Below are 20598 nucleotides of genomic sequence, written 5' to 3'. Positions count from 1 at the left end.
GCAGAAATTACTCTGCGGACTCCTCAGCCTCAGCGGAGTCGGCCTCTTCAGCCTTAGCGGCCTCTTCCTCAGCCTTAGCAGCCTCAGCGGCAGCGGCTTCCTCAGCAGCCTTCTCGGCGGCAGCCTTAGCCTCAGCCTCTTCCTTGGCCTTGCGCTTCTTCTCGGTGATGGCCTCGATGGTCGGGCCGTTGTTGGCCTCAGCCAGAGCAGCGTTGAAGAGGTCCAGCTTGGACGGCTTCGGCTCAGCAACCTTCAAGGTGCCCTCTGCGCCCGGCAGACCCTTGAACTTCTGCCAGTCACCGGTCACCTTGAGCAGTGCGAGAACCGGCTCGGTCGGCTGTGCGCCGACACCCAGCCAGTACTGAGCGCGCTCGGAATCGATCTGGATCAGGGACGGCTCCTGCTTCGGCTGGTAGATACCGATGTTCTCGATAGCCTTGCCGGAGCGGCGGGTGCGTGCATCAGCGACGATGACGCGGTACTCAGCGTTGCGGATCTTACCCATACGCTGCAGCTTGATCTTAACGGCCATGATTGGCTCCTTTTCTAGTCACCGGGCAGTTCAGACACGCGCCGCTTTCTGGCGCGCCGGTTCAACCCTTGGATTTATCCTGCGCGTGACGTGCCGGCCGTCCGTAGGCGGTACCGGCGTTACGCAGAGATGAAGTTTTACGTGTCCTCCACGCGGTGCGTGAACAACCTCAACAACTTTAGCGGAACCCACACGAGATAGGAAATTCCCTTTAGCTCTTGCATAGTTAGGCCTTACCCCGTGAAAGGGGTAGTCTGTAATGCGGTTATTTCGCCGCCACACAATCCTCCTTTTATGAATAAACAAGCACCCTCCACATTCCGCTACCGTTACGACCTTGACGGCCTCCGCGGCATCGCGATCGCCTTGGTTGTTCTGTACCACGTCTTCGTTGGTCGTGTCTCAGGTGGCGTCGATGTCTTCCTCCTGCTTTCCGGGTACTTCTTCTTGGGCTCGCAGCTGCGCTATGCCGCGCGGCCCAACGCCTCCCTGAACCCGTGGTGGCCCATCTGGCGCACGCTCCGCCGGCTTGTTCCTTCCCTCGTGCTCGTCATCGGCGTGAGCTATCTACTCGTCCGGCTTTTCGCTCCGAAGCTCATGAACACGGAGCTCACCAAGCAGATCACTGCGACGGTCTTCTACTACCAGAACTGGGAATTAGCGCGGCAGAACGCTGACTACGCCGCTGCCTCCGCAAGCACATCACCACTGCAACACATGTGGTCCATGGCGGTCCAGGGCCAGTTCTACCTGCTGGGCATCTTCTTCGCTCTCGGCCTGGCCGCTTTCATGCGCCTGCGCCCCAAGAACACGGGCCTGCGAGAACAGCGCTTCTCTTCCATTAATTCCATCGCTGGACCGATTCTCCTCGTAGTTACCGTCGCCTCTTTCGCGTATGCCTCCCGCGATGGACTCTTGGGCACCCCCGAGAACTACTACTCGACGTGGTCGCGCGCGTGGGAGCTGACTTTGGGCGCGGTGCTCGTCATCTATGGTTCGCACCTGCGCATGCCGCAGCACTTGTCCAACCTCGCCACCGCCGTCGGTCTGGCCGCGCTCGCCTGCACCGGTCTGGTTATCTCCGATACCTTGGCATTCCCTGGGCCGCTGTCCCTGTTGCCGATCGGCGGCGCGGTGCTCATCATTATCGGTTCCGGCGGGTCCTTCTCTCGTGTTCTGACGAGCCGGCCGTCACGGTGGCTCGGCGATATCGCCTATCCGCTCTACCTGTGGCACTGGCCTCTGCTCATCATTTCCATCGCCGCCCTCGGCCTGGAAACCCCTCCGTGGTGGCTCGGCGCCATCATCATCGTGGTGTCGCTGGGCTTGGCGGATGTGACGCATCGTTTCGTCGAGAAGCCCCTGCGCCAGCATCGCAAACGCCCGCTTGCCGACGACCTCCCCGTCCACCGCGGCCTTGCCGACCTCCGCACCCGCACCGGCGCTCTCCGCGGGGTCGGTGGCGTCGTCGTTGCCGCCTGCACCATTGCGCTCGTGGCCGTTCAGCCGCTGTGGCTGCGCAGCCTGCAGGAGGCCAACCGCGAAATCCTAGATCCGAGGCTCTACCCAGGAGCAACGACCTTCGTCGAGAACATCACGCCGCCTGAGAACGTGGAGATCAAGCCTGACCCGATTCTCGCGCGCGGCATCCAGCCACCGGTCGCTGATAATTGGTGCTTCATTCCGGAGCAGGAACCAACGGACTACTTCATCGAGACGCAGAAAGACGGCGTGACGCCGTGCATCTTTGGTGACGTTGATTCCGACGTCGAGGTCTACTTGGTGGGTGGTTCGCATGCGGAGCAGTTCTCCTCGGCGCTGGATTACTTGGGCCGCGAGATGGGCTTTAAGCTCGTCCCGCTCACCCGCGTGGGATGCCCCATCGAGCTGGGCGATGAACTGAGTGTGAAGCCCTCTTGCGCCGAATGGAGCAAGGAAGTGGTCAAGCGCATCATCGACGCGGACCCAGCGTTGGTCGTGTCCAATTCCACGCGGCCAGGACAGCCGTTTGGCCACGGCCCCGACGCCGTCCCACCAGGCTACATAGCCTTCTGGGACGAGCTGGCCAAGCACGATATACCCTTCGTAGGCTTCCGCGACAACCCGTGGGGCTTCGATGAACACGGCAATGGCCGCCAGTTTGATGAGTGCTACGTGGCCACCAAGGATTCCCTCGGGTGTGGCATGCGTTTCGAGGAGGTCTACGCGCCCTATGATCCCGGCGCTGAAGTCCTCTCGCAGTACGACAACATGCTCGCCGTGGACACCTCGAAGTGGTTCTGCAACGCCGACGGCGATTGCCCGGTCATCATCGGCAATATCATGGTCTATCGCGATATGCACCACTTCACCAAGGCCTTCGCCGACTCCGCCATCCCGCTCATCCGTGAAGCAATCGCGCCTATCCTCAACGGCGAGCAGGTCAAACAGCAGCCCCCGCAGATTCCCGCCGATAGCCCCGTGATCCCCCAGTCCGCTGAGACGCCTCCGGCCACACCCGCGGAGCCCATCCCCTATCCGGCCTACCCCGCAGGAGAAGCCATCTAGTACGCAGAAGGGCCGGCGCCACAGCGCCGGCCCTTGTCTCACCGAAGAAGGCTATGTTCTTCTTCGGTTATTTCTTCTTGCCCTGCCCAAAGTCCAGGTTGCTGAGGTCGATATTTTCCATGCCCTTAGGCATCTTGATATCGCCTAGTCCGGGCATGCCGCCGCCCATTTGCTCCTGCATCTTTTGCAGCTCCTGCATCGACGGCATGCCACCCGGCATACCGCCGCCACCACGACGCTTCGGCGGCTTGCGCTTGCCGTTCTTGCCCTTGCGGCCCTTCGGCTTCTTCTTGGTAGCGGAACGCCCACCGCCCATGCCCGGCATACCAAAACGACCGGCCATCTGCGACATCATCTTCTTGGCTTCGGTGAAGCGCTCGATGAGCTGGTTGACGTCAGAAACGCTCACACCGGAACCAAGGGCAATACGCTTGCGGCGCGAAGCGTTGAGAATCTTCGGGTTCTCGCGCTCCTCCGGGGTCATACCGCGGATGATGGCCTGGATGCGGTCGAGCTGTTTCTCATCGACCATGTCGGCGATCTGGTTCATCTTGTTGCCGCCCGGCATCATCTTGAGCAGGTTGCCCATCGGGCCCAGGTTGCGCACCATGAGCATCATGTCCAAGAAGTCGTTGAGCGTCATCTCGCCGGAGCCCATCTTCTTGGCGGCTTCCTCCGCCTTGGACTGATCCAGCTTGGACTCCGCCTGCTCGATAAGTGTCAGCAGGTCACCCATACCCAAGATGCGCGAGGACATGCGCTCCGGGTGGAAGACGTCGAAGTCCTCGAGCTTCTCACCTGTGGAGGCGAACATGATGGGCTTACCCGTGACCTCACGGATGGACAGGGCTGCACCACCGCGGGCATCACCATCCAGCTTGGTCAGGACGACACCGGTAAAGTCCACGCCATCGCGGAAAGCTTCAGCGGTCTGCACGGCGTCTTGGCCGATCATGGAGTCAATGACGAAGAGCACTTCGTCCGGGTTGACGGCATCGCGGATGTTGCGCGCCTGCGTCATCAGGGTCTCATCGATGCCGAGGCGACCAGCGGTATCGATGATGACGATGTCGTGCTGCGTACGCTTAGCCTCTTCGATGCCGCGCTTGGCGACGTCCACCGGATCCCCATGCGAGGTACCCATCTCATGCTCGTGGGAGTCCAGGGAGGTGCCAGGATCCGGCGCGTAGACGTCGACCCCGGCGCGCTCGCCAACGATTTGGAGCTGCTGCACCGCGCCCGGGCGCTGGAGGTCACAGGCCACCAGCATCGGGGTATGTCCCTTGGAGGCAAGGTGCTTGGAAAGCTTGCCCGCCAAAGTGGTCTTACCAGCACCTTGGAGGCCGGCGAGCATGATGACCGTCGGCGGATTCTTGGCTAGGTTGAGGCGGCGGGTCTCGCCGCCGAGAATCTCGATGAGCTCCTCGTTGACGATTTTGACTACCTGCTGCGCCGGGTTGAGGGCCTCGGAGACCTCGGCACCGGCCGCACGCTCCTTGATGCGCTTGATAAAGCCGCGCACGACGTTGAGAGAGACGTCCGCCTCCAACAACGCAAGGCGGATTTCGCGCGCTGTGGCGTTGATGTCCGCCTCGGTCAGCTTGCCCTTGCCGCGCAGACCGGACAGGGCTGATTGCAAGCGGTCAGACAAAGACTCAAACACGGTGCAGTGCTCCCTCAACTATCGTGGATAAATTTATAACTTCCCCAGCTTAGCCGTTGACCAGTGCTTGGGTCACATTCCGGACGAGGGCGGCGCGGGGGACGTCGCCAAGCGGCACGGCGTGGAGCACCATCGTGGCGCCCGGCGCGGCGGTGGATACCCACTCGCACTCGGGAAGCAGCGCCAGCACGTGGCCGAGGGTACCCGGGTAGTCATCGATCCGAACCTCGAAGACTCCACTGCTCCACATCGCGGTCGCGGGCCCCGGCACAAAATCGGGCAGCACGGTATAGGTGCCGGATTTATAGGACTGAACGAGGCGCTCCTCCACCGTGGCGAGATCGATAGCACCGTGGAGAGCGCGGATGTCGAACTCGCCGGCATAGCCCTCCTCGGTGCGCACGAGGCGCGAGGAAAGAATGTTCCAGCCCAACGCGGCAATCAGGGCCAGGGGGCGCACGGCCTCCCTTTGGTAGTTGCCACGCCACAGGACGGTAAAGCTGTCATCCTCCGGGTTGTGGCGCAGACCGATGTCGCGGTCGGCGGCAACCAGAGGACGAACTGGGCGCAGTGCCTCCAACTGCGCAAAAGCACGCCCGCTGACCGCTTCAATGCCCTGATTTAGCCTGCGGTTCCACACACCGGGCCCGGTGGATTCGGCATCGGCGCGGGCGAGCACGACGAGGAGAGCCAAGGTGAGGTAGTCATAGCGCACGGCTTCGAGGAGCTCGTCACGGGCTTCATCGGATGAAGGGTCCGTGCGGGAGACGATGCGCGCCAGCGTGGTGTGCTCAGCGACCACGGTTTGTACGCGGGAGCGATCCGCCAGGTCGAGACCAAGCTTGGCTGCGGCTCGCGCCACCATCTCCGCCCCCACCATCTCGTGCGGGCGCCCATAGCCTTTGCCGATGTCGTGATAGAGCCCCACCAGGAGCAGCAGGTCCGGCCGGGCCACGGAGGTGCGCGCTTCCGCACAGCGCGCGGCGGTAAGGATGGAGTGGTAGTCCACGGTGTGAGCGTGCGTGCGCTCGCGCGGCAACAGCCCCCGGATGTGCTCCCACTCTGGGACGAGCCGCTCCCACAATCCGTGAGCGTCCATCTCCTGGATGAGGCGCGGAGTGTTGAGCGGCGAGGACAACAGGCTGAAGAAGGCATCCGTCGCGGCGGCGGGCCAGCGTTCGGGCAGTTCCGGCAACTCGCGCAATTGCTCCCAGACGTGGGAGGGCACTGTTCTGCCCGAGCGCGCCGCAGCGGCGGCCACGCGCAGGAGCAGCCACGGCTCGTCGAGATCGGCGGTGCGAGCGAGGCGGATCTCGCCCCCGACATCAACCACCCCGATATCGAGGGGCTTACGTGTGCGGTTGTGGCTGCGCCTGGCCACCACGCCCCGCGCCGTTGCCAATGCCCGCTCCACGGCCTTGTCTACTGCCGCGGCGGCAGTCACGACGGCTGCGGAGAGGCCATAGCGGTCAGCAAAGCCCAACTCGTGAGCTATCTCCTCAGCGAATTCGGGATCGAGGACGTCGCGGTGTCGGCGGGCGGTGACGTGGAGGAGCGTGCGGACGTCGAGAAGCAGGGCCTGCTCTTCCTCGAGCGCTGGGACGTCGGCGAGGTTGCCCAGGGCGAGGGCTCGCAAAAATTGGATGTCGCGCAGGCCTCCCCGCCCATTCTTGATATCTGGGTGGGTCATCGTGGCCAGGGTGCCGGAGCGGCGCCAGCGGGTGATTGCTAGGTCGACGAAAGCATCGAAATTGCTCTGCAGTAGGCGGCGCCAGGAGGCATAGACCTGGGCGCGGGTGGAGTCCACGAGCTGCTTGTCGCCGGCGACGAAAGCCAGATCCAGCTGCGCGAAGCCGGCGGCGGGATCAGATCCGGCGATGGCGCCGAACTCGCGCGGGGTGCGCACGGCGTAGTCAAGCCGGTATTTGGCGTCCCAGATGGGGTACCAGATTTCGGAGACGACGTCCTCGGGAAGCTCGGTGTCATCCGGGTGGAGGAGAATCAAGTCGAGATCCGAAAAAGGCGTCATCGCCCGCCGGGCAAAAGAACCCGTGGCGGCAAGCGCACAACCGGGCGGAAGCTGCAAGGACTGCGTGAGGCGCAGCGCCGAAGCGTAGGCGTCCTCACGCAGTTGGGCGGCCGTAGACACCTTTTAGAGAGCGGCCTCGCCGCGTTCACCGGTGCGTACGCGGATGACGTCCTCGACGTGCGTGATCCAAATCTTGCCGTCACCGATCTTGCCGGTGTAGGCGGCGTCGACGATGGCGGAGAGGATGTCCTCCACCTGCTCGTCGGCCGTCACCACCTCAAGCTTGACCTTGGGTACGAAATCGGTGGCGTACTCGGCGCCGCGGTAGACCTCGCTGTGGCCGCGCTGCTGACCAAACCCCTGGGTCTCGGTCACGGTCAGGCCGTGCACGTCGTGCTGTTCGAGGGCTTCACGGATGTCCGGCAGCGTGAACGGTTTGACGATGGCAGTGATGAGCTTCATCTGTTACTCCTTAGCTCCGGCGGTGTCGACCCGCGGCTGGACGGTTGGTGCAGGGTTAATCCTAGCGTCGTGGGTGTGGCGACGGTGAGACGCCACGGACTCACGGAAGTCATAGGCGGACTCGCGGTGCTCGCTCAGGTCGATATCGTGGTCTTCATCATCGGCCCTCCACCCCAGGGTGGCGCGGATGAGGAGCGCCACAACCAGCGTAACGGCAGCAGAGAACAGCATGGCGACGAGCGCGATGACCGCCTGGACGACGAGCAGCTTGAAGCCTTCCGAGAGGTGACCGGTAAGGATGCCGTTATCCGTGGCGAAGAAGGCCAACCCGATGGTTCCCCACAGACCAGCGCACAAGTGGACGCCAACGACATCCAGGGAGTCATCGAAGCCCCAGCGGTACTTCAGACTGATACACAGGCAGGCGATAATGCCGCCGAGGAACCCGAGGGCGATGGAACCGAGCGGGCTGAGTGCTCCTGCGGCCGGGGTGATGGCGACAAGACCTGCAATCGCGCCGGATGCAGCGCCGAGAGAAGTCGCGGCGTGGTCCCGGATTCTTTCCACGAGCATCCAGCCGAGCATCGCTGCGGCCGCTGCAACAGTGGTGTTGAGCCATGCCAGGCCAGCAAGACCGTCCGCAGCGAAAGCGGAACCGCCGTTAAAGCCGAACCAGCCGAACCACAGAAGCGCAGCGCCCAGCATCACCATCGGAAGGTTGTGGGGCCTATCGATGTGCTTCGGGAAGCCCGCGCGCGGGCCCACGACGATAGCCAGAACCAGGGCAGCCGCGCCGGCGGAAATGTGCACGACGGTGCCGCCCGCGAAGTCGATGGGAGCAATGAGAGCCTCACCGTTTGATACACCGAAGAGCCACGCTGCGAGGGAACGCGGGGCATGGGAGAGCACTCCCCCGCCCCACACCATGTGAGCGAGCGGAAAGTAGGCGAAGGTGATCCACACGCCCGCAAAGGTGAGCCACGCGGAGAACTTCACGCGGCCGGCGAGGGCTCCGGAGATGATGGCTGTCGAAATAATGGCGAAGGTTGTTTGAAAACCGATGTCGATGATGTTGGGGTAACCAGCACTGCCGGCAAGGTACTCGGCGGAGGGCCCGGTGATTTGGCCGCGTAGCCCCCAGGCTTCAAACGGGTTGCCCACGATACCGGCCAGCGAGCTTTCCGCATAGGACATGGACCACCCCCACAGAACGTAGAGCACGGGGACGAGCGCTAGTGCGCCGAAGGACATCATCATCATGTTGAGGACGTGACGGTTGCCCGCCATTCCGCCGTAGAACAACGCCAATCCGGGGGTCATGAGCAGCACCAAGGATGCGCTGATGAGCATCCATGCTGCGTCGCCGGAAGAAAATGCTTCAGGAGTCATACGTCAACTAACCTCGTTTCTATAGCTTGATAGGTAACGGGACTTAATATACCTATCGCACTATAGAATTAGGAAGGAAAGTGAGCTGCAGATCACACTTAAGATCGAAAAAGCGGCGAGGGAAGCACTCTCCTCGCCGCTTGTCCCAGCACGCGCCCTAGAGCTCGTCCTCGGAAGCCTTCACCGTTTGCTCACGCTCGCGCATACGCTTGGCATACTTCACGTCGGTGACGGTCACGCCGTAGATGGAACGGCCCATGTAGAAGGAGCCCACCGACGCGATGATCCACACGCCGAAACACGCGATCATGACCTTGATCAGCGACCACAGGGAAAACCCGTTCTCAGCAAAATCCACGACCAACTTCGCCACAAGCAGCAGCGGAACGGCCAAACCGACCGTCGGCCCCAGCAGGTTGACGCGGGTCAGGGCATCGGGCGCACGCCACAAGGCGATGGCGGTCCCAATGACCAAGACCGTGGCTACGACCAACAGAATCGAGGCGATAGTCTCCGCGATAGTCATGGTCTTACCTCCTACCCTTCGAGATGATGCGGGCCATCGACAACGTCGGCAGCACGCCGGCCGCAATAGCCGCGAGCATGGCGATGTCATAGACGATGGACGCGTGATTAGTCATGGACCACGAAATATACATGCACAGCATGCCGTAAAAGACCATGTCACTCATCACGGTTCGGGTGAGCTCATCACGGGAGCGCAACGCCAATACCAACGCCGCGCACACCGATGCGCCGATGAGGAAAATACTGACAAAAACTACCCATTGAAAGGCGCTCATCGAGGAAAAATCAATCATTTCTTATCATCCTTTCGGGCATCCTTGTTCTGTGCAACCTGGCGCAAGGGCCACACGGAGTACTTCTCCACATCGTGCGCGGCCAGCGGGGTATCGTCGGTCTTTGCAATGTCGGGTGCACGCATATGGCGGCCCAGCGTATCCAGCGGGTACTCGTAGAACGTGGAGGCGAGCTCCTTGGTGGGGCCCTGACCAGGAACGCCATAGTCAATGCCCTTCACTCGCGGGGCGAGGCGTTCCTCCATGTCCGCGAGATCCTCCATGATGCTGGCTGGGTCATCCCCCATGACCGCCTGAACCAGCACGATGCGCGGCAGGCCTTCTGCCACCGGCTCGCGCAAACCCAAGGACAGAGTCCCCGGGGTTGCCGTAATGGACGAGGTGAACCAGAAGATCTCCCACGCGCTGGTCACGCGCAGGGGGTACCGCACCACTACCGGGCGGTAGTTATTCTGCGGCTTGAAGGATTCCCCGGCGAGCGAGAAACCCGCAACGAAGATTTCCTTGATCAGCCATAGCGCGTAGACAACGGCATGCACTGCAGTCTTCATTTAACGGCCCTCCTGAAGGGAGTCGATGTCGGGTAGGGCTACGGGGTCGTCGCCAAGCACTGCGTCTGCATAAGCCTCCGTATCCAGCAAGTCCGCTGAGGCTTCCATCGTGACGCTGATGACCGGACCGGAGAGAATGAACATGGTCAGCGAGCCCAAGATGAGCGCCGCCGAGGGTGCCATCAGCTTCTTGCGGATCACCAGCTCATCGGGCACCTTCTCCTTGGGAAGGTCCTTGCCCCAGAAGACGCGACGCCACACGCGCAACATGGCAAGGAACGCCGCGAAGGAGGCGATGATGATCACCGTGATCACGGTCCAGGCCCATCCCCCGCCGGTACGGGCAATTTCCGCGACGATGAGGACCTTGCCCCACATACCGGAGAAGGGAGGGAAGCCCACGACGGAGAAGGCGCCTGCGGCGAAGATCCACGCGATAATCGGATCACGGCGCGCCAAGCCAGAAAGCTTGTTGAGCCTGCCCGTACCGTACGTCTCCTCGATGGCACCGGAGGCCAGGATGAGGGAGCCCACCGTGAGCATGTGGTGAATCGTGTAGAGAATGCCGGCAGCCAACGCGCGCTGCGCATCGTGGGTAGTGAAGGCCATCATCACGAGGATGAAGGGCATACCGTTGAGCATCTGGTATCCCAGCACGCGGCGGATGGAGTTTTCAGCCAAGCCGCCGAAAGCACCAACCAGCATGGAGATGATCATGATGACGATGATGAGTGTCCCCCACCGCTGGTCCATATCAAAGAGCTGCACCCACAGGCGGTAGAGCATGTACACCGCCACCTTGGTGTGCAGGCCGGAGAACAAGCCCATGACGGCAGCCGACGTACCCGGGTAGGTGCGCGGCAGCCACGACTGCACGGGGAACACACCGGCCTTCGCGGCGATGGCGATAACGATGATGCCGGAGGCCACCGTCACCGGGCCGTTGCCGGCGGCAGCGCCCGTGAGCGCCGCCAGGTTGACCACGCCGGTCACCGAGTAGATATAGCCCACGCCAACCACCAAAAGCGTGGAGGCGAACAAGTTCACCAAAACGAAGGCGCGGCCGGCAGCCAAGCGCGACCAGGTACCGGACATCGTGATGAGGCCATAGGACGGCAGCAGCATGACCTCGATGAACACGAAGAAGTTAAAGAGGTCAGCGGTCAGCAGGGCGCCGCACACACCAGTGATAAGGATTAGTGTCAGCGACGGGTAGTAGCGCGACTTGGTCTCACCGCCCACGATGGCAAACCAGTTGGCACCGAAGGCCACGATCATCGTCGTGATGAGCATGAGTGCCGAGAAGGTATCGGCGGCGAAGGCAATACCCGCGTTGCCCAGGTAGTTACCCACGCTGTGCGCCACCACTCCGTTGCTCATGGTGTAGAGCAACAGCGCAAAGGAGGCGAAAATACCCACGCCCGGAACGATGAGCATGATGGCATCGCGCACGCGGCTCCATGGCGCGAGGAGCGCCAGCGCCGCCGATACGAGGGGAACCGCTGGGAAGAGCGGGAGGAGGGCGCTTACGGTGTCATACATCTAATTGTCCTCCTCTTGTTCGAGTTCTTTCAAACGATCCATCTTGTTAGCCGAGCGCTCCAGAATCTCCCGGTTCTGGGTGTCTCGTCCCAGCGTGGAGAAAGCGTGGTCAATGGTGTTGTCATCCACCGGCTCAACAACATCCGTGTCGTCGTTCGCGCCCATCGCCGCCATGGTCAGCAGGATGGTCGAGGTAGCCATGGAAATCACCACGGCGGTCAGGACGAAGGCCTGCGGCAGCGGGTCTGCCATCTGGTCCATGCCCACCTGCGAGGGAAAGGACTCTCCACGGTAGGAGTACACGCCGGTGGCCAGGAGCATGAGGTTGGCACCATGGCCGAAGGCCATCATGCCCAGCACGATGTGCACGAGGCCGCGCTGCTGGATGAGGTAGACGGCGCTACCGATGAGCAAAGCAATGGTCAGTGCGAGGATCATGAGTTCTTCTCCTCTTGAGCCGAGATTCGGTGGGACGAGGACGCACGGTGGCGTGCCTCGGAGTCATTGAGCAACGCCGTTGGGTCCGAAGACGGGTTGATGGACTCGGGATACGGGTCGTCGACATCCTCCATGACCACGCGCGGGGTATTCGGCAGCGCGGAATCATCGTCATGAACCCACGGCAAGTAGTCCCGCTCGGTGCCCGGGCGCAGGTAGCCACCCAAGGCGTTGATGGCCATGGTGAGCATGCCCAACACCGCGAGGTAAATGCCGAGGTCGAAGATGAGCGACGTCGTCCAGTGCTGCCCCAGGGCGTGGCCATGGATGGCGGTGAGGAAACCACCGGAGCTATGCGACGTCGGGATGTAGCCGATGAAGCCTGCCACCAGTGCCACGATGATGCCCACGCCGGTGAGGTGAATCGGAGTCATGCGCCCGAAGACAATCTCATCGGTACCGCGGGACAGGTAGGTCAGGCCGATGGCCGCACCCATGATGAGCGCCGCCGGGAAGCCGCCGCCGGAAGCCTGGTGGCCACGGTAGAAGACAATGAAGGACATGACCACCAGGATTGGGATGGCCACGGCAATGCCCTTGCGCAGCGGCACCGAGTTGAGCTGCGACTGGCCGAACGGCGCCGGACGCGTACCGGAGGTGAACGGGAAGCGCGGCAGCGTCGAGGTGACCGCAGCGATAACCACGGCAGCCATGCCCAGCACCGACAGCTCACCCAGGGTATCGAGTGCACGGAACTCCACGATGATGGTGGCCACCACGTTGTCGCCACCAGTAATATCCGGAGCGTTGTTGAGGTACCACATGGCCAGGTCCGAGCGCTCGTGACGCCCCATCAGCGCCCACACGCCCAGGAATGCGGTGAGCCCAGCGAGCACGGCCACCACGATGGAACCCACCTTGCGGTTGTTGTTTTGTACTGGGTGGAATTTCTCCGGCAGATAGCGCAGGACCATCATCATGACGATGACGGACAGCGCCTCCACCGTGAACTGCGTCAGGGCCACGTCGGGTGCGCCGAGCAAGAACATCTGCAAGGTCACGCCGGTTCCCGCGGTACCAATCATGACCGCACCGGTGAGGCGGTTGCGTGTACGCACCAGACCAAACATGGACAGCGCCACGATGCCCAGCGGCAACAGGTCCCACGGATTATCAAGGCCATCCACGCGCGGGTTGAGAGCCACACCGTCGACACCCGTGGACACCAGAGTGGAGCCCGCAAGGATGATGACTAGGAGGATGATCGGCAGGATCAGCTTCGACGGGTTGTGGGTATCGGACATGCGGCCAACGAAACGGCCGAAGGCTGCGCACACATCCTGGATCCACTTCAGAATCTGGTTACCGGTGCGCGGCAGGAGCTGGCGCTCCTCCATCGCGGTCCACAGCGGCCCGCGGAAGAACAACGCGATGATGCCAGCGATCAGCACCACCACAGAAATAAGCAGCGGGACGTTCAGCCCGTGCCACAGCGCGAGGTGGGAATGGCCCTCCATACCGATGGCCGCCACGATGTTATCGAGCGGCTTATCGAGCGCTCCCATGACGAAAATGATCGGCACCGACATCACACCCGGCAGAGCCGCGGGCAGCCACAACCGCACCGGTGCCTCATGGACATGCGACATGTTGCGCGGGCCATCGAAAAAGGCGCCGAAGATGATCTTGGCGGAGTAAGTAAACGTGAAGAACGCACCCACGCCGGCGACGATGAGCAGCAGCGCCTGGCCGGTAGAACCAATTGGTGCCTCCTCGAAGGCGGTGAGCATTCCTTCCTTCGACACGAATCCGAACAGCGGCGGGACCGCCGCCATCGAGGCAGCACCGATAAGCATGGAGCCGAAGGTCCACGGCATCTTGTTCCACAGCACGCCGAGGCGGCGGATATCGCGGGAACCGGCCTCGTGGTCGATGACACCAATGAGCATGAAGATGGAGGACTTAAACAGCGCGTGCGCCAGCGTGTGCACGAGGGCCGCCGCGATGGCGAAAGGCGTGCCAACACCAATCGTGGCCACGATCCAACCCAGGTGGGACACGGTGGAATAAGCCGTGAGCTTCTTCAGGTCCGTCTTCTGCACCGCGAAGACCGCCGACATCACGGCGGTACCCATACCGGCGACGATGAGCAGCCAGTTCCACACGGCAACGTCGTGGAAGATGGTGGAGAAGCGAATCAAGAGGTAGACACCGGCCTTGACCACTGCTGCCGCGTGCAGGAAGGCCGAGACCGGCGTCGCGGCCGCCATGGCTTCCGGCAGCCAGAAGTGGAAGGGGAACTGTGCAGACTTGGTAAATGCCGATACCGCAATGAGCACGGCAACCCCGGCGGTCAGGCCTGGGCGCTCCGCCCACACGTCGGAGGCCAAGATGCCCTCAAGGTTCGTCGTCCCCGCTGCGGTTGCAGCAATCGCCACGCCCGATAGCAGAGTGAGGCCGCCAACGAAGGTAAGGATCAACGTGCGCTGCGAACCCGCCTCACCTGACTTACCGCTGCGCGCAATGAGCATGAACGACGCCAGCGATACCAGCTCCCAGGCAAGGAAGAGCACCACGACGTCGTTAGCGAGCACGAGCAGGAGGATCGACAGCGTAAACGCGGTCATCAGGACATAAAAACTGACGTTTCCTTTTCCTTTAGGCAAGTAAGCCGCAGAATAAGTAAACACCACCGCACCGATGACGAGAGCCAGCATGGCGAAGAAGATGCCGAGTGCATCGCCGCGGAAGGCGAGGTTGACATCAACACCGGGCGCGATCACATCGCGCACCCACGTCACGGAATAGGTCAGTTCTTCGCCACGGGCAAGCGCCGGAAATTCTTTAGCCAACAGTGCCGCGGCGACAATAAAAATGCCGGCTAGCGGGTAGCCGGCTGCGCGATCAGCAACCTTGACGGCTACTGGTGCAAGCGCCACTGCGACAGCTGCGAGGAGGACGACATACAGGAGTGTCACGGAAGAGTAGCCTCACGAACCGTTGTTAGGGCTGGTTAATCAGCCTCACATAGACAGGACTTTCCCAGAGTATCATTGTGACCTCCCCCAAAGCACATCTTTAATGGGATGAAGACGACGAAAGCGCCCCACAAAGGAGGCGCTGCGTCTCGAAAGAACTTAGGTCTAGCCCAGGGATCTATAAGGACTTACTTCTCCCCCAGCAAGGCATCAACAAATCCTTCAACCTCAAACGGCGCGAGGTCATCTGCACCCTCGCCGAGGCCCACGAGCTTGACCGGCACGCCCAGTTCCTCCTGCACCTGGAAGACGATGCCGCCCTTGGCGGTGCCATCCAGCTTCGTGAGGACAACGCCGGTGATATCAACAACATCACGGAAGATACGGGCCTGGGTCAGGCCGTTCTGCCCCACCGTCGCATCCAATACAAGCAGGACCTCATCAACCTCGGTCTTCTTCTCCACCACGCGCTTGACCTTGCCCAGCTGGTCCATGAGGTCCACGGAGGTGTGCAAACGGCCAGCGGTGTCAACGAGAACAACGTCCACGCCCTGGTCAACGCCAGCGGTCACGGCATCAAAGGCCACGGAGGCCGGGTCCGCGCCTTCCTTGCCACGCACGGTGGTAGCGCCCACGCGGCGGCCCCAGGTCTCCAGCTGGTCCGCAGCCGCTGCACGGAAAGTATCCGCCGCGCCGAGCAAGACGTTGTGCCCCATGGACACGAGCACGCGGGCCAGCTTGCCGGTCGTGGTGGTCTTGCCGGTGCCGTTGACGCCGACGACCATAATGACGGCCGGCTTGCCTTCATTCGGCATGGCCTTGATAGAACGGTCCATCTCCGGGTGGCCCACCTCGATGAGGGCCTCGCGCAGCATCGCACGCGCTTCGGCCTCAGAACTGACTCCGCGCTCTGCAATCTTGTCACGCAGGGAGTCGGTAACTTGCATGGTGGACTTCGTACCCAGATCCGCCATGATGAGGGTGTCTTCGATTTCCTCCCAGGCATCATCATCAAGGTCACCAGCAGAAAGAATGCCCATGAGGCCTTGGCCAATGGCGTTCTGCGAGCGCGACAGACGCCCGCGCAGCTTGCCCAAGCGGCCGGCAGCCGGCGCAATGTCCTCCTGCGGCTGGGCTGCCGGGGCCTCGACAACCTCGGCGTCGTCGGATACTTCGAGCTCCTCCGGCTCAGCCTCGAGTGCCGCGCTTGCCGACGCCGCCTGCGCCCCCGCTGCCGCGGCGGCCTCCTCTGCTTCGGCTTCCTCAGACTCGGCCGGTGCTTCTGGCTCAGGCAGTGCTTCTACCTCTTCTTCGGCCTCAGACTGGGCGGAAGGCTCCTCCTCGGCCGGAGCCTCAGGTACCTCCGGTTCCTCCTCTACCTTCGGAGTCTCAACTACCGGCTCCGGTTCAGCAATCTCTTGTTCGGTGGCCGGGACATCCTCTTCCGTGTCCTCGTCATCCTTGTCAACAGCAGCGGCGCCGGATACGGCAGCACCAGCGGCGGCAGCGCCCGCAGCTCCTGCAGCGGCTACACCAGCGGAAGAATCCTTATCCTCTTCTTCCTTTGCCGGTTCGTTCTGCGCAGCCGGTTCCGGCTCGCTCACCGGCTTCGCGTCTCCGACGGGTTCCGGCTTAGGCTCTGCCTGAGGCTTCGGTTCCGCCGCAGGTTTCGCTGCCTTCGGGGTCTCCTCTTCACCCTTGAGCTGAGCATTCGCCAGATCAGTGGCATCACGCTGCTCCGCCTGCGGCTCAGGCTTGGGCTTGGGCTCAGCCGGGGCCTGCGCGGGCTGCTCGGCAACTGGCGGCTGTGGCGCCGGCTGCTCGGGCTTCGAGGCGGTGACAGGCTCCTTAACTGCACCGCCGCCAGCCGGGGCAAAATTAAAACCAGACTTGGCTTGGTAGTTGCCGGACTTCTGCTGCTGGGTCAGCTCCTTCGGCTCCTCCACGGGCTTCTCAAAGGAGACCTTCTTTGATTCGCCGCGCTTCTTGCCTAGGACAACGAACAAGACCACGAGCAGAATCAGGACGATGACTGCTATCGCAATCCACATAAAAGTAGTATTCATGCCTTCCATAGTGCCAGGGTTGTCCACGTACGGCACGACAAGGAGGGTGAAAAGTGCTGGGCGCAAGCCCCGCCCTAGCGCGGGGCGTCGACGCCGAGACGCGTGGCATCCTCCGCCGCCTGTGCTGTGCCCGGCGCCTCACCGGCGCGAGACATGCGCTGCGAAATCACGCGCGTCACGCCATCGCCGCGCATCGTGACGCCATACAGCACGTTGGCCACGTCCATCGTCGGCTTCTGGTGGGTGATGACGATGAGCTGGGAATCCTTACGCAGCTCCTCGAAAAGGGCGATGAGACGGCGCAGGTTGACGTCGTCAAGCGCGGCTTCCACCTCGTCCATGACGTAGAACGGTGAGGGGCGCGCGCGGAAAATCGCCACGAGCATAGCCAGGGCTGTCAAGGACTTCTCGCCACCAGACAACAGCGACAAGCGCTTCACCTTCTTACCCGGCGGGCGGGCCTCCACCTCGATGCCGGTGGCCAGCATGTCATCCGGCTCCGTGAGGATGAGGCGACCCTCGCCTCCGGGGAACAGCGTCTGGAAGACCTTGGGAAACTCCGCTTCCACGTCGTGCCAGGCATCCGTGAACAGCTGCAGGATCTGCGCGTCCACATCTTCGATAACGCCAGTCAGATCCTTGCGCGCCTGGATCACATCATCCAGCTGCGTGGAGAGGAAGCTATAGCGCTCCTCCAGTGCCTTGTACTCCTCCAAGGCCAGCGGGTTGACCTTACCCAAGGAATTGAGGTCCTTCTCGGCTTGCTTCAACCGCTTAGTTTCGGCGGAACGATCGAAATCCTCCCCCGGGGTGTAGTCCTTGAGCAGGTCGGGAATCGCAATGCCGAGCTGCTCCACGATTTTTTCCTCGGCCTCATCCACGCGCACCTGCGCTTGGCTGCGGGCGATCTCGGAGTTATGCGCGGAGTCGGTCAGGCGATCCAGCTGCTGGCGGGTCGAGGAGACCGCTTGCTTCGCCGATTGTGCACGGCCTTGCAGCACGCCGCGCTGGGTGACCAGCTCATCGCGTTCCTCGGCGGCCCGCTCGAGTGCCTGCGCGGTCCGGGCGGCCAAATCTTGGGCATGCTTGTCGACGGCCCCCGCCAACCTCGCCTGCGCTTGCCGGCGGGCCATCGCCTGATCGTGGCGGGCTTTGGCCTGGCGCTCGTGCTGGGCTTGGCGCCGAAGGGCCTCTCCCCTACCCGCTGCCTGGCCGACCTTCTCTTCGGCGCTGCGGGCCGCCAGCTGGGCCTCTACCTCCATGGCCTTGACCTGTTCCAGGGCCGTCGAGGCAGCATCGCGTTCCACCGAGGAGGGTTCATCAGCCTGCTCTTCAGCGTCCACGCGCGACAAGCGGTCACGCGCCTCCGCCAACTCTTCGCGTAGGCGGGCCAACTGCACCTCGATATCCATGGCGCGGGCGGCGGCCTTTTCGTGCTCAGCCTTGTTCGCCTCGTATTGCTTGAGCAAGCGCTGGTGATCGCGCTTCCACGCCTCTAACTCGTGATCGTGTTCCCGTAGCGCGGCCTTAGCGCTCGCCGCACCCACGCGCGCATCGTCCGCCGCCAGCTTCGCGCCTTCCAGCGTGCCGGATAGTTCTTCCAGCTCATGGGTGGCGGTCTCCAGCTGTTGCTCGGCCTCCGCAATCTGGCCGCTCACCTCCACCGTTGAGGCAGCTCCAGTTCCGGCCTCTACCCAACCTTCGCCGACGAGCAGGCCCTCAGGGGTCACAGCTCGCAGGCGCGGATCCTCCGCGATGAGTTCACGGGCTGCGGCATAGTCGTCGACGAGGACCACGTCGGAGAGCAAGCGCGTCACCGCCGCTGAGACTTCTGGGACCAAGACCATCTGGTCCAGCAGCCAGCGAGCACCGGAAGGCAAGTCCGCGTCAAGGCGCCAGGCTGAACCGGTGGGCTCCGCGGCGACGTCGATCAGCGGCGTGCGGCTCGCCGCAGCGAGATCGCGCACGATGTCCCCGCTCACCGCGCCGGCTTGGGCTTCGGCAAAGGAGCCGAGTGCTGCCGCAACGGCCGTCTCATAACGCGTGGAGATGAACTCCGCGAGAGGTTTAAAGCCCTCACCGAGATCCAGTGCTTCTGGAACGGTCTGGCCCAGGGTATCGATCCGAGCGCGCAAACTGTACACGCTGCGCTCGTGTTGCCGCTGTGCGTCACGCAGCTGTTCCAAGCGTTTATCGGCCGCTGCGGATTCGCTGGCCGCGCGCACATGCGCTTCCTCCAGCGGCTCCCGCTCGGCAGCCAGGTGCTCCAGCTTGTCCGCCACCTCATCGGCTTCCGATTGCGCTCCCCTAGTGCGCGCCTTCGTGTTCGCCAGCGTCTCTTCCTGCCGCGCCAACTCGGACTCCGCGGAACTTACTTGACCAGCTAAGTTCTCCTCAGCGGCGATGAGGCGAACCACGCCTTCGCGGCGATCCGCAATGGCGCGCAGCTGCGCCATGTGTTCCTTATCTGCGGCCTCGAAGGCTTCCCGGCGCTCAGCCACTTCCTCCCGGATCGATTCCAGACGCTCCGCCGCCTCCTCGGCCGCGGCCAGCAACTCATCATGCTCCTCGTCGGCCCGCTGGGCGCGTGCCTCCAACTCATCCGGATCCTGGCCCGCGTAGGCGACCTGTGAGCCAACGTTGCTGGCGCGCTCGGCCGCGATGCGCTGCGTAGCGGAGATACGCTCCGACAGCGTCGAGAGCTCAAACCACAGCTTCTGCGCGGCCTCCGCGCGCGGAGTGACATCCCCCAACTCGGCTTCTACCTCGAGCTGGATTTCGGTCGCCTCTTCCAGCTGGGCTGTCACTTCCTCGACCTGCTCGGCGAGCACCGCCGCGCGCTTTTCAGCGTCGTCGAATGTCGCGCGCAACCGCACCACGCGGTCGCCGGCAAGACGCAGGCGGGCATCCCGCAAATCCGCCTGCACGGTTGCTGCGCGCTGGGCGGCCTCCGCTTGGCGCGCCAAGGGCTTGAGTTGTTTGCCCAGCTCATCGGTCAAGTCCTGCAGGCGATCCAGGTTGGCCTGCATGCCGGTCAGCTTGCGCTGCGCTTTTTCCTTGCGGCGGCGGTGTTTCAGCACGCCCGCGGCTTCTTCGATATAGGCGCGGCGATCCTCCGGGCGGGATTCCAGAATCTCCGCCAGCTTTCCCTGGCCCACGATGATGTGCATCTCGCGGCCAATGCCGGAATCAGACAGCAGCTCTTGAATATCCATGAGGCGCGCCTTCGCCCCATTGATCTCATATTCGCTCGCGCCATCCCGGAACATGCGGCGGGTGACGGAGACCTCCGAATACTCGATGGGCAAGGCGCCATCGGAATTGTCAATCGTCAGCGTAACCTCGGCGCGGCCGAGGGCCTTGCGGTCCCCGGCGCCGGCAAAGATGACGTCCTGCATCTTGCCGCCGCGCAGCGTCTTGGCGCTGCCTTCACCCATGACCCACGCGAGCGCATCGACGACGTTCGATTTACCCGAGCCATTTGGGCCCACCACGGCGCAGATGCCGGGCTCGAATTTCAGGTTCGTCGCGGACGCGAAGGACTTGAATCCTTTGAGCGTGAGCGATTTGAGGTGCATTC

The 20598-nt window shown here is 62.8% G+C and carries 14 protein-coding genes; 1 reads left to right on the top strand and 13 read right to left on the bottom strand.

Annotated features, from left to right (window positions below; translation table 11 throughout):
* Window positions 1-7: 7 nt before the first annotated feature.
* Window positions 8-532 (bottom strand): 30S ribosomal protein S16, encoded by a 525-nt coding sequence (gene rpsP, locus HMPREF2807_RS10290; RefSeq protein ID WP_046648030.1) that lies wholly within the window; start codon window positions 530-532, stop codon window positions 8-10.
* A 294-nt stretch (window positions 533-826) separates the two neighbouring features.
* On the opposite strand from rpsP, the gene HMPREF2807_RS10285 reads away from it, so the two are divergent.
* Window positions 827-3079 carry an acyltransferase family protein gene (locus tag HMPREF2807_RS10285; protein ID WP_070512595.1) on the top strand — a complete coding sequence of 751 codons (2253 nt, stop codon included), beginning with the start codon at window positions 827-829 and terminating at the stop codon, window positions 3077-3079.
* Window positions 3080-3146: 67 nt separating this feature from the next.
* Here HMPREF2807_RS10285 and ffh read toward each other — a convergent pair whose 3' ends face one another.
* From ffh to smc, 12 genes are all read right to left on the bottom strand, one after another.
* Window positions 3147-4742, bottom strand: a complete 1596-nt coding sequence (gene ffh, locus HMPREF2807_RS10280) for a signal recognition particle protein (protein ID WP_049155367.1) — start codon at window positions 4740-4742, stop codon at window positions 3147-3149.
* Between the two features lie 49 nt (window positions 4743-4791).
* Window positions 4792-6891 carry a [protein-PII] uridylyltransferase gene (locus HMPREF2807_RS10275; RefSeq protein WP_070512591.1) on the bottom strand — a complete coding sequence of 700 codons (2100 nt, stop codon included), beginning with the start codon at window positions 6889-6891 and terminating at the stop codon, window positions 4792-4794.
* Between the two features lie 3 nt (window positions 6892-6894).
* Complete coding sequence (locus HMPREF2807_RS10270; RefSeq protein ID WP_046648027.1) at window positions 6895-7233, bottom strand: P-II family nitrogen regulator; 339 nt, start codon at window positions 7231-7233, stop codon at window positions 6895-6897.
* Between the two features lie 3 nt (window positions 7234-7236).
* Window positions 7237-8622 carry an ammonium transporter gene (locus HMPREF2807_RS10265; RefSeq protein ID WP_070512588.1) on the bottom strand — a complete coding sequence of 462 codons (1386 nt, stop codon included), beginning with the start codon at window positions 8620-8622 and terminating at the stop codon, window positions 7237-7239.
* A 157-nt stretch (window positions 8623-8779) separates the two neighbouring features.
* Window positions 8780-9148, bottom strand: coding sequence for a Na+/H+ antiporter subunit G (locus HMPREF2807_RS10260; RefSeq protein WP_070512585.1), 369 nt, complete (start codon window positions 9146-9148; stop codon window positions 8780-8782).
* Window positions 9149-9152: 4 nt separating this feature from the next.
* The gene (locus HMPREF2807_RS10255) at window positions 9153-9443 is read right to left on the bottom strand and encodes a cation:proton antiporter (protein ID WP_046648024.1); all 291 of its coding nucleotides are present in this window, start codon (window positions 9441-9443) and stop codon (window positions 9153-9155) included.
* The gene (locus HMPREF2807_RS10250) at window positions 9440-9994 is read right to left on the bottom strand and encodes a monovalent cation/H+ antiporter subunit E (protein WP_070512583.1); all 555 of its coding nucleotides are present in this window, start codon (window positions 9992-9994) and stop codon (window positions 9440-9442) included. The genes HMPREF2807_RS10255 and HMPREF2807_RS10250 overlap by 4 nt, the downstream gene beginning before the upstream one ends.
* Window positions 9995-11536 (bottom strand): monovalent cation/H+ antiporter subunit D family protein, encoded by a 1542-nt coding sequence (locus tag HMPREF2807_RS10245; protein ID WP_070512580.1) that lies wholly within the window; start codon window positions 11534-11536, stop codon window positions 9995-9997. It lies immediately after the preceding gene.
* On the bottom strand, window positions 11537-11974 hold the full coding sequence (locus HMPREF2807_RS10240; protein ID WP_010190439.1) for a cation:proton antiporter subunit C: 438 nt from the start codon (window positions 11972-11974) through the stop codon (window positions 11537-11539).
* On the bottom strand, window positions 11971-14952 hold the full coding sequence (locus HMPREF2807_RS10235) for a DUF4040 family protein (protein ID WP_070512577.1): 2982 nt from the start codon (window positions 14950-14952) through the stop codon (window positions 11971-11973). Before HMPREF2807_RS10235 ends, HMPREF2807_RS10240 begins: the two co-directional genes overlap by 4 nt.
* A 188-nt stretch (window positions 14953-15140) precedes the next feature.
* Window positions 15141-17018, bottom strand: a complete 1878-nt coding sequence (gene ftsY, locus HMPREF2807_RS10230; protein WP_070512574.1) for a signal recognition particle-docking protein FtsY — start codon at window positions 17016-17018, stop codon at window positions 15141-15143.
* Between the two features lie 74 nt (window positions 17019-17092).
* Entirely contained in the window at window positions 17093-20596 is a 3504-nt protein-coding gene (gene smc / locus HMPREF2807_RS10225; protein ID WP_070512571.1) for a chromosome segregation protein SMC, read from the bottom strand.
* Window positions 20597-20598 lie beyond the last annotated feature (2 nt).

Source organism: Corynebacterium sp. HMSC074A09, assembly GCF_001811545.1.
Classification (GTDB): Bacteria; Actinomycetota; Actinomycetes; order Mycobacteriales; family Mycobacteriaceae; genus Corynebacterium; species Corynebacterium hiratae.
The sequence above is the reverse complement of the archived record's forward strand: the minus strand, read 5'-3'. Positions and strand labels throughout refer to the sequence as shown.

Coding starts and splice junctions, on each gene's coding strand:
- rpsP (WP_046648030.1), bottom strand. CDS start 532: ATGGCCGTTAAGATCAAGCTGCAGCGTATGGGTAAGATCCGCAACGCT.
- HMPREF2807_RS10285 (WP_070512595.1), top strand. CDS start 827: ATGAATAAACAAGCACCCTCCACATTCCGCTACCGTTACGACCTTGAC.
- HMPREF2807_RS10270 (WP_046648027.1), bottom strand. CDS start 7,233: ATGAAGCTCATCACTGCCATCGTCAAACCGTTCACGCTGCCGGACATC.
- HMPREF2807_RS10265 (WP_070512588.1), bottom strand. CDS start 8,622: ATGACTCCTGAAGCATTTTCTTCCGGCGACGCAGCATGGATGCTCATC.
- HMPREF2807_RS10260 (WP_070512585.1), bottom strand. CDS start 9,148: ATGACTATCGCGGAGACTATCGCCTCGATTCTGTTGGTCGTAGCCACG.
- HMPREF2807_RS10255 (WP_046648024.1), bottom strand. CDS start 9,443: ATGATTGATTTTTCCTCGATGAGCGCCTTTCAATGGGTAGTTTTTGTC.
- HMPREF2807_RS10250 (WP_070512583.1), bottom strand. CDS start 9,994: ATGAAGACTGCAGTGCATGCCGTTGTCTACGCGCTATGGCTGATCAAG.
- HMPREF2807_RS10245 (WP_070512580.1), bottom strand. CDS start 11,536: ATGTATGACACCGTAAGCGCCCTCCTCCCGCTCTTCCCAGCGGTTCCC.
- HMPREF2807_RS10240 (WP_010190439.1), bottom strand. CDS start 11,974: ATGATCCTCGCACTGACCATTGCTTTGCTCATCGGTAGCGCCGTCTAC.
- ftsY (WP_070512574.1), bottom strand. CDS start 17,018: ATGAATACTACTTTTATGTGGATTGCGATAGCAGTCATCGTCCTGATT.
- smc (WP_070512571.1), bottom strand. CDS start 20,596: ATGCACCTCAAATCGCTCACGCTCAAAGGATTCAAGTCCTTCGCGTCC.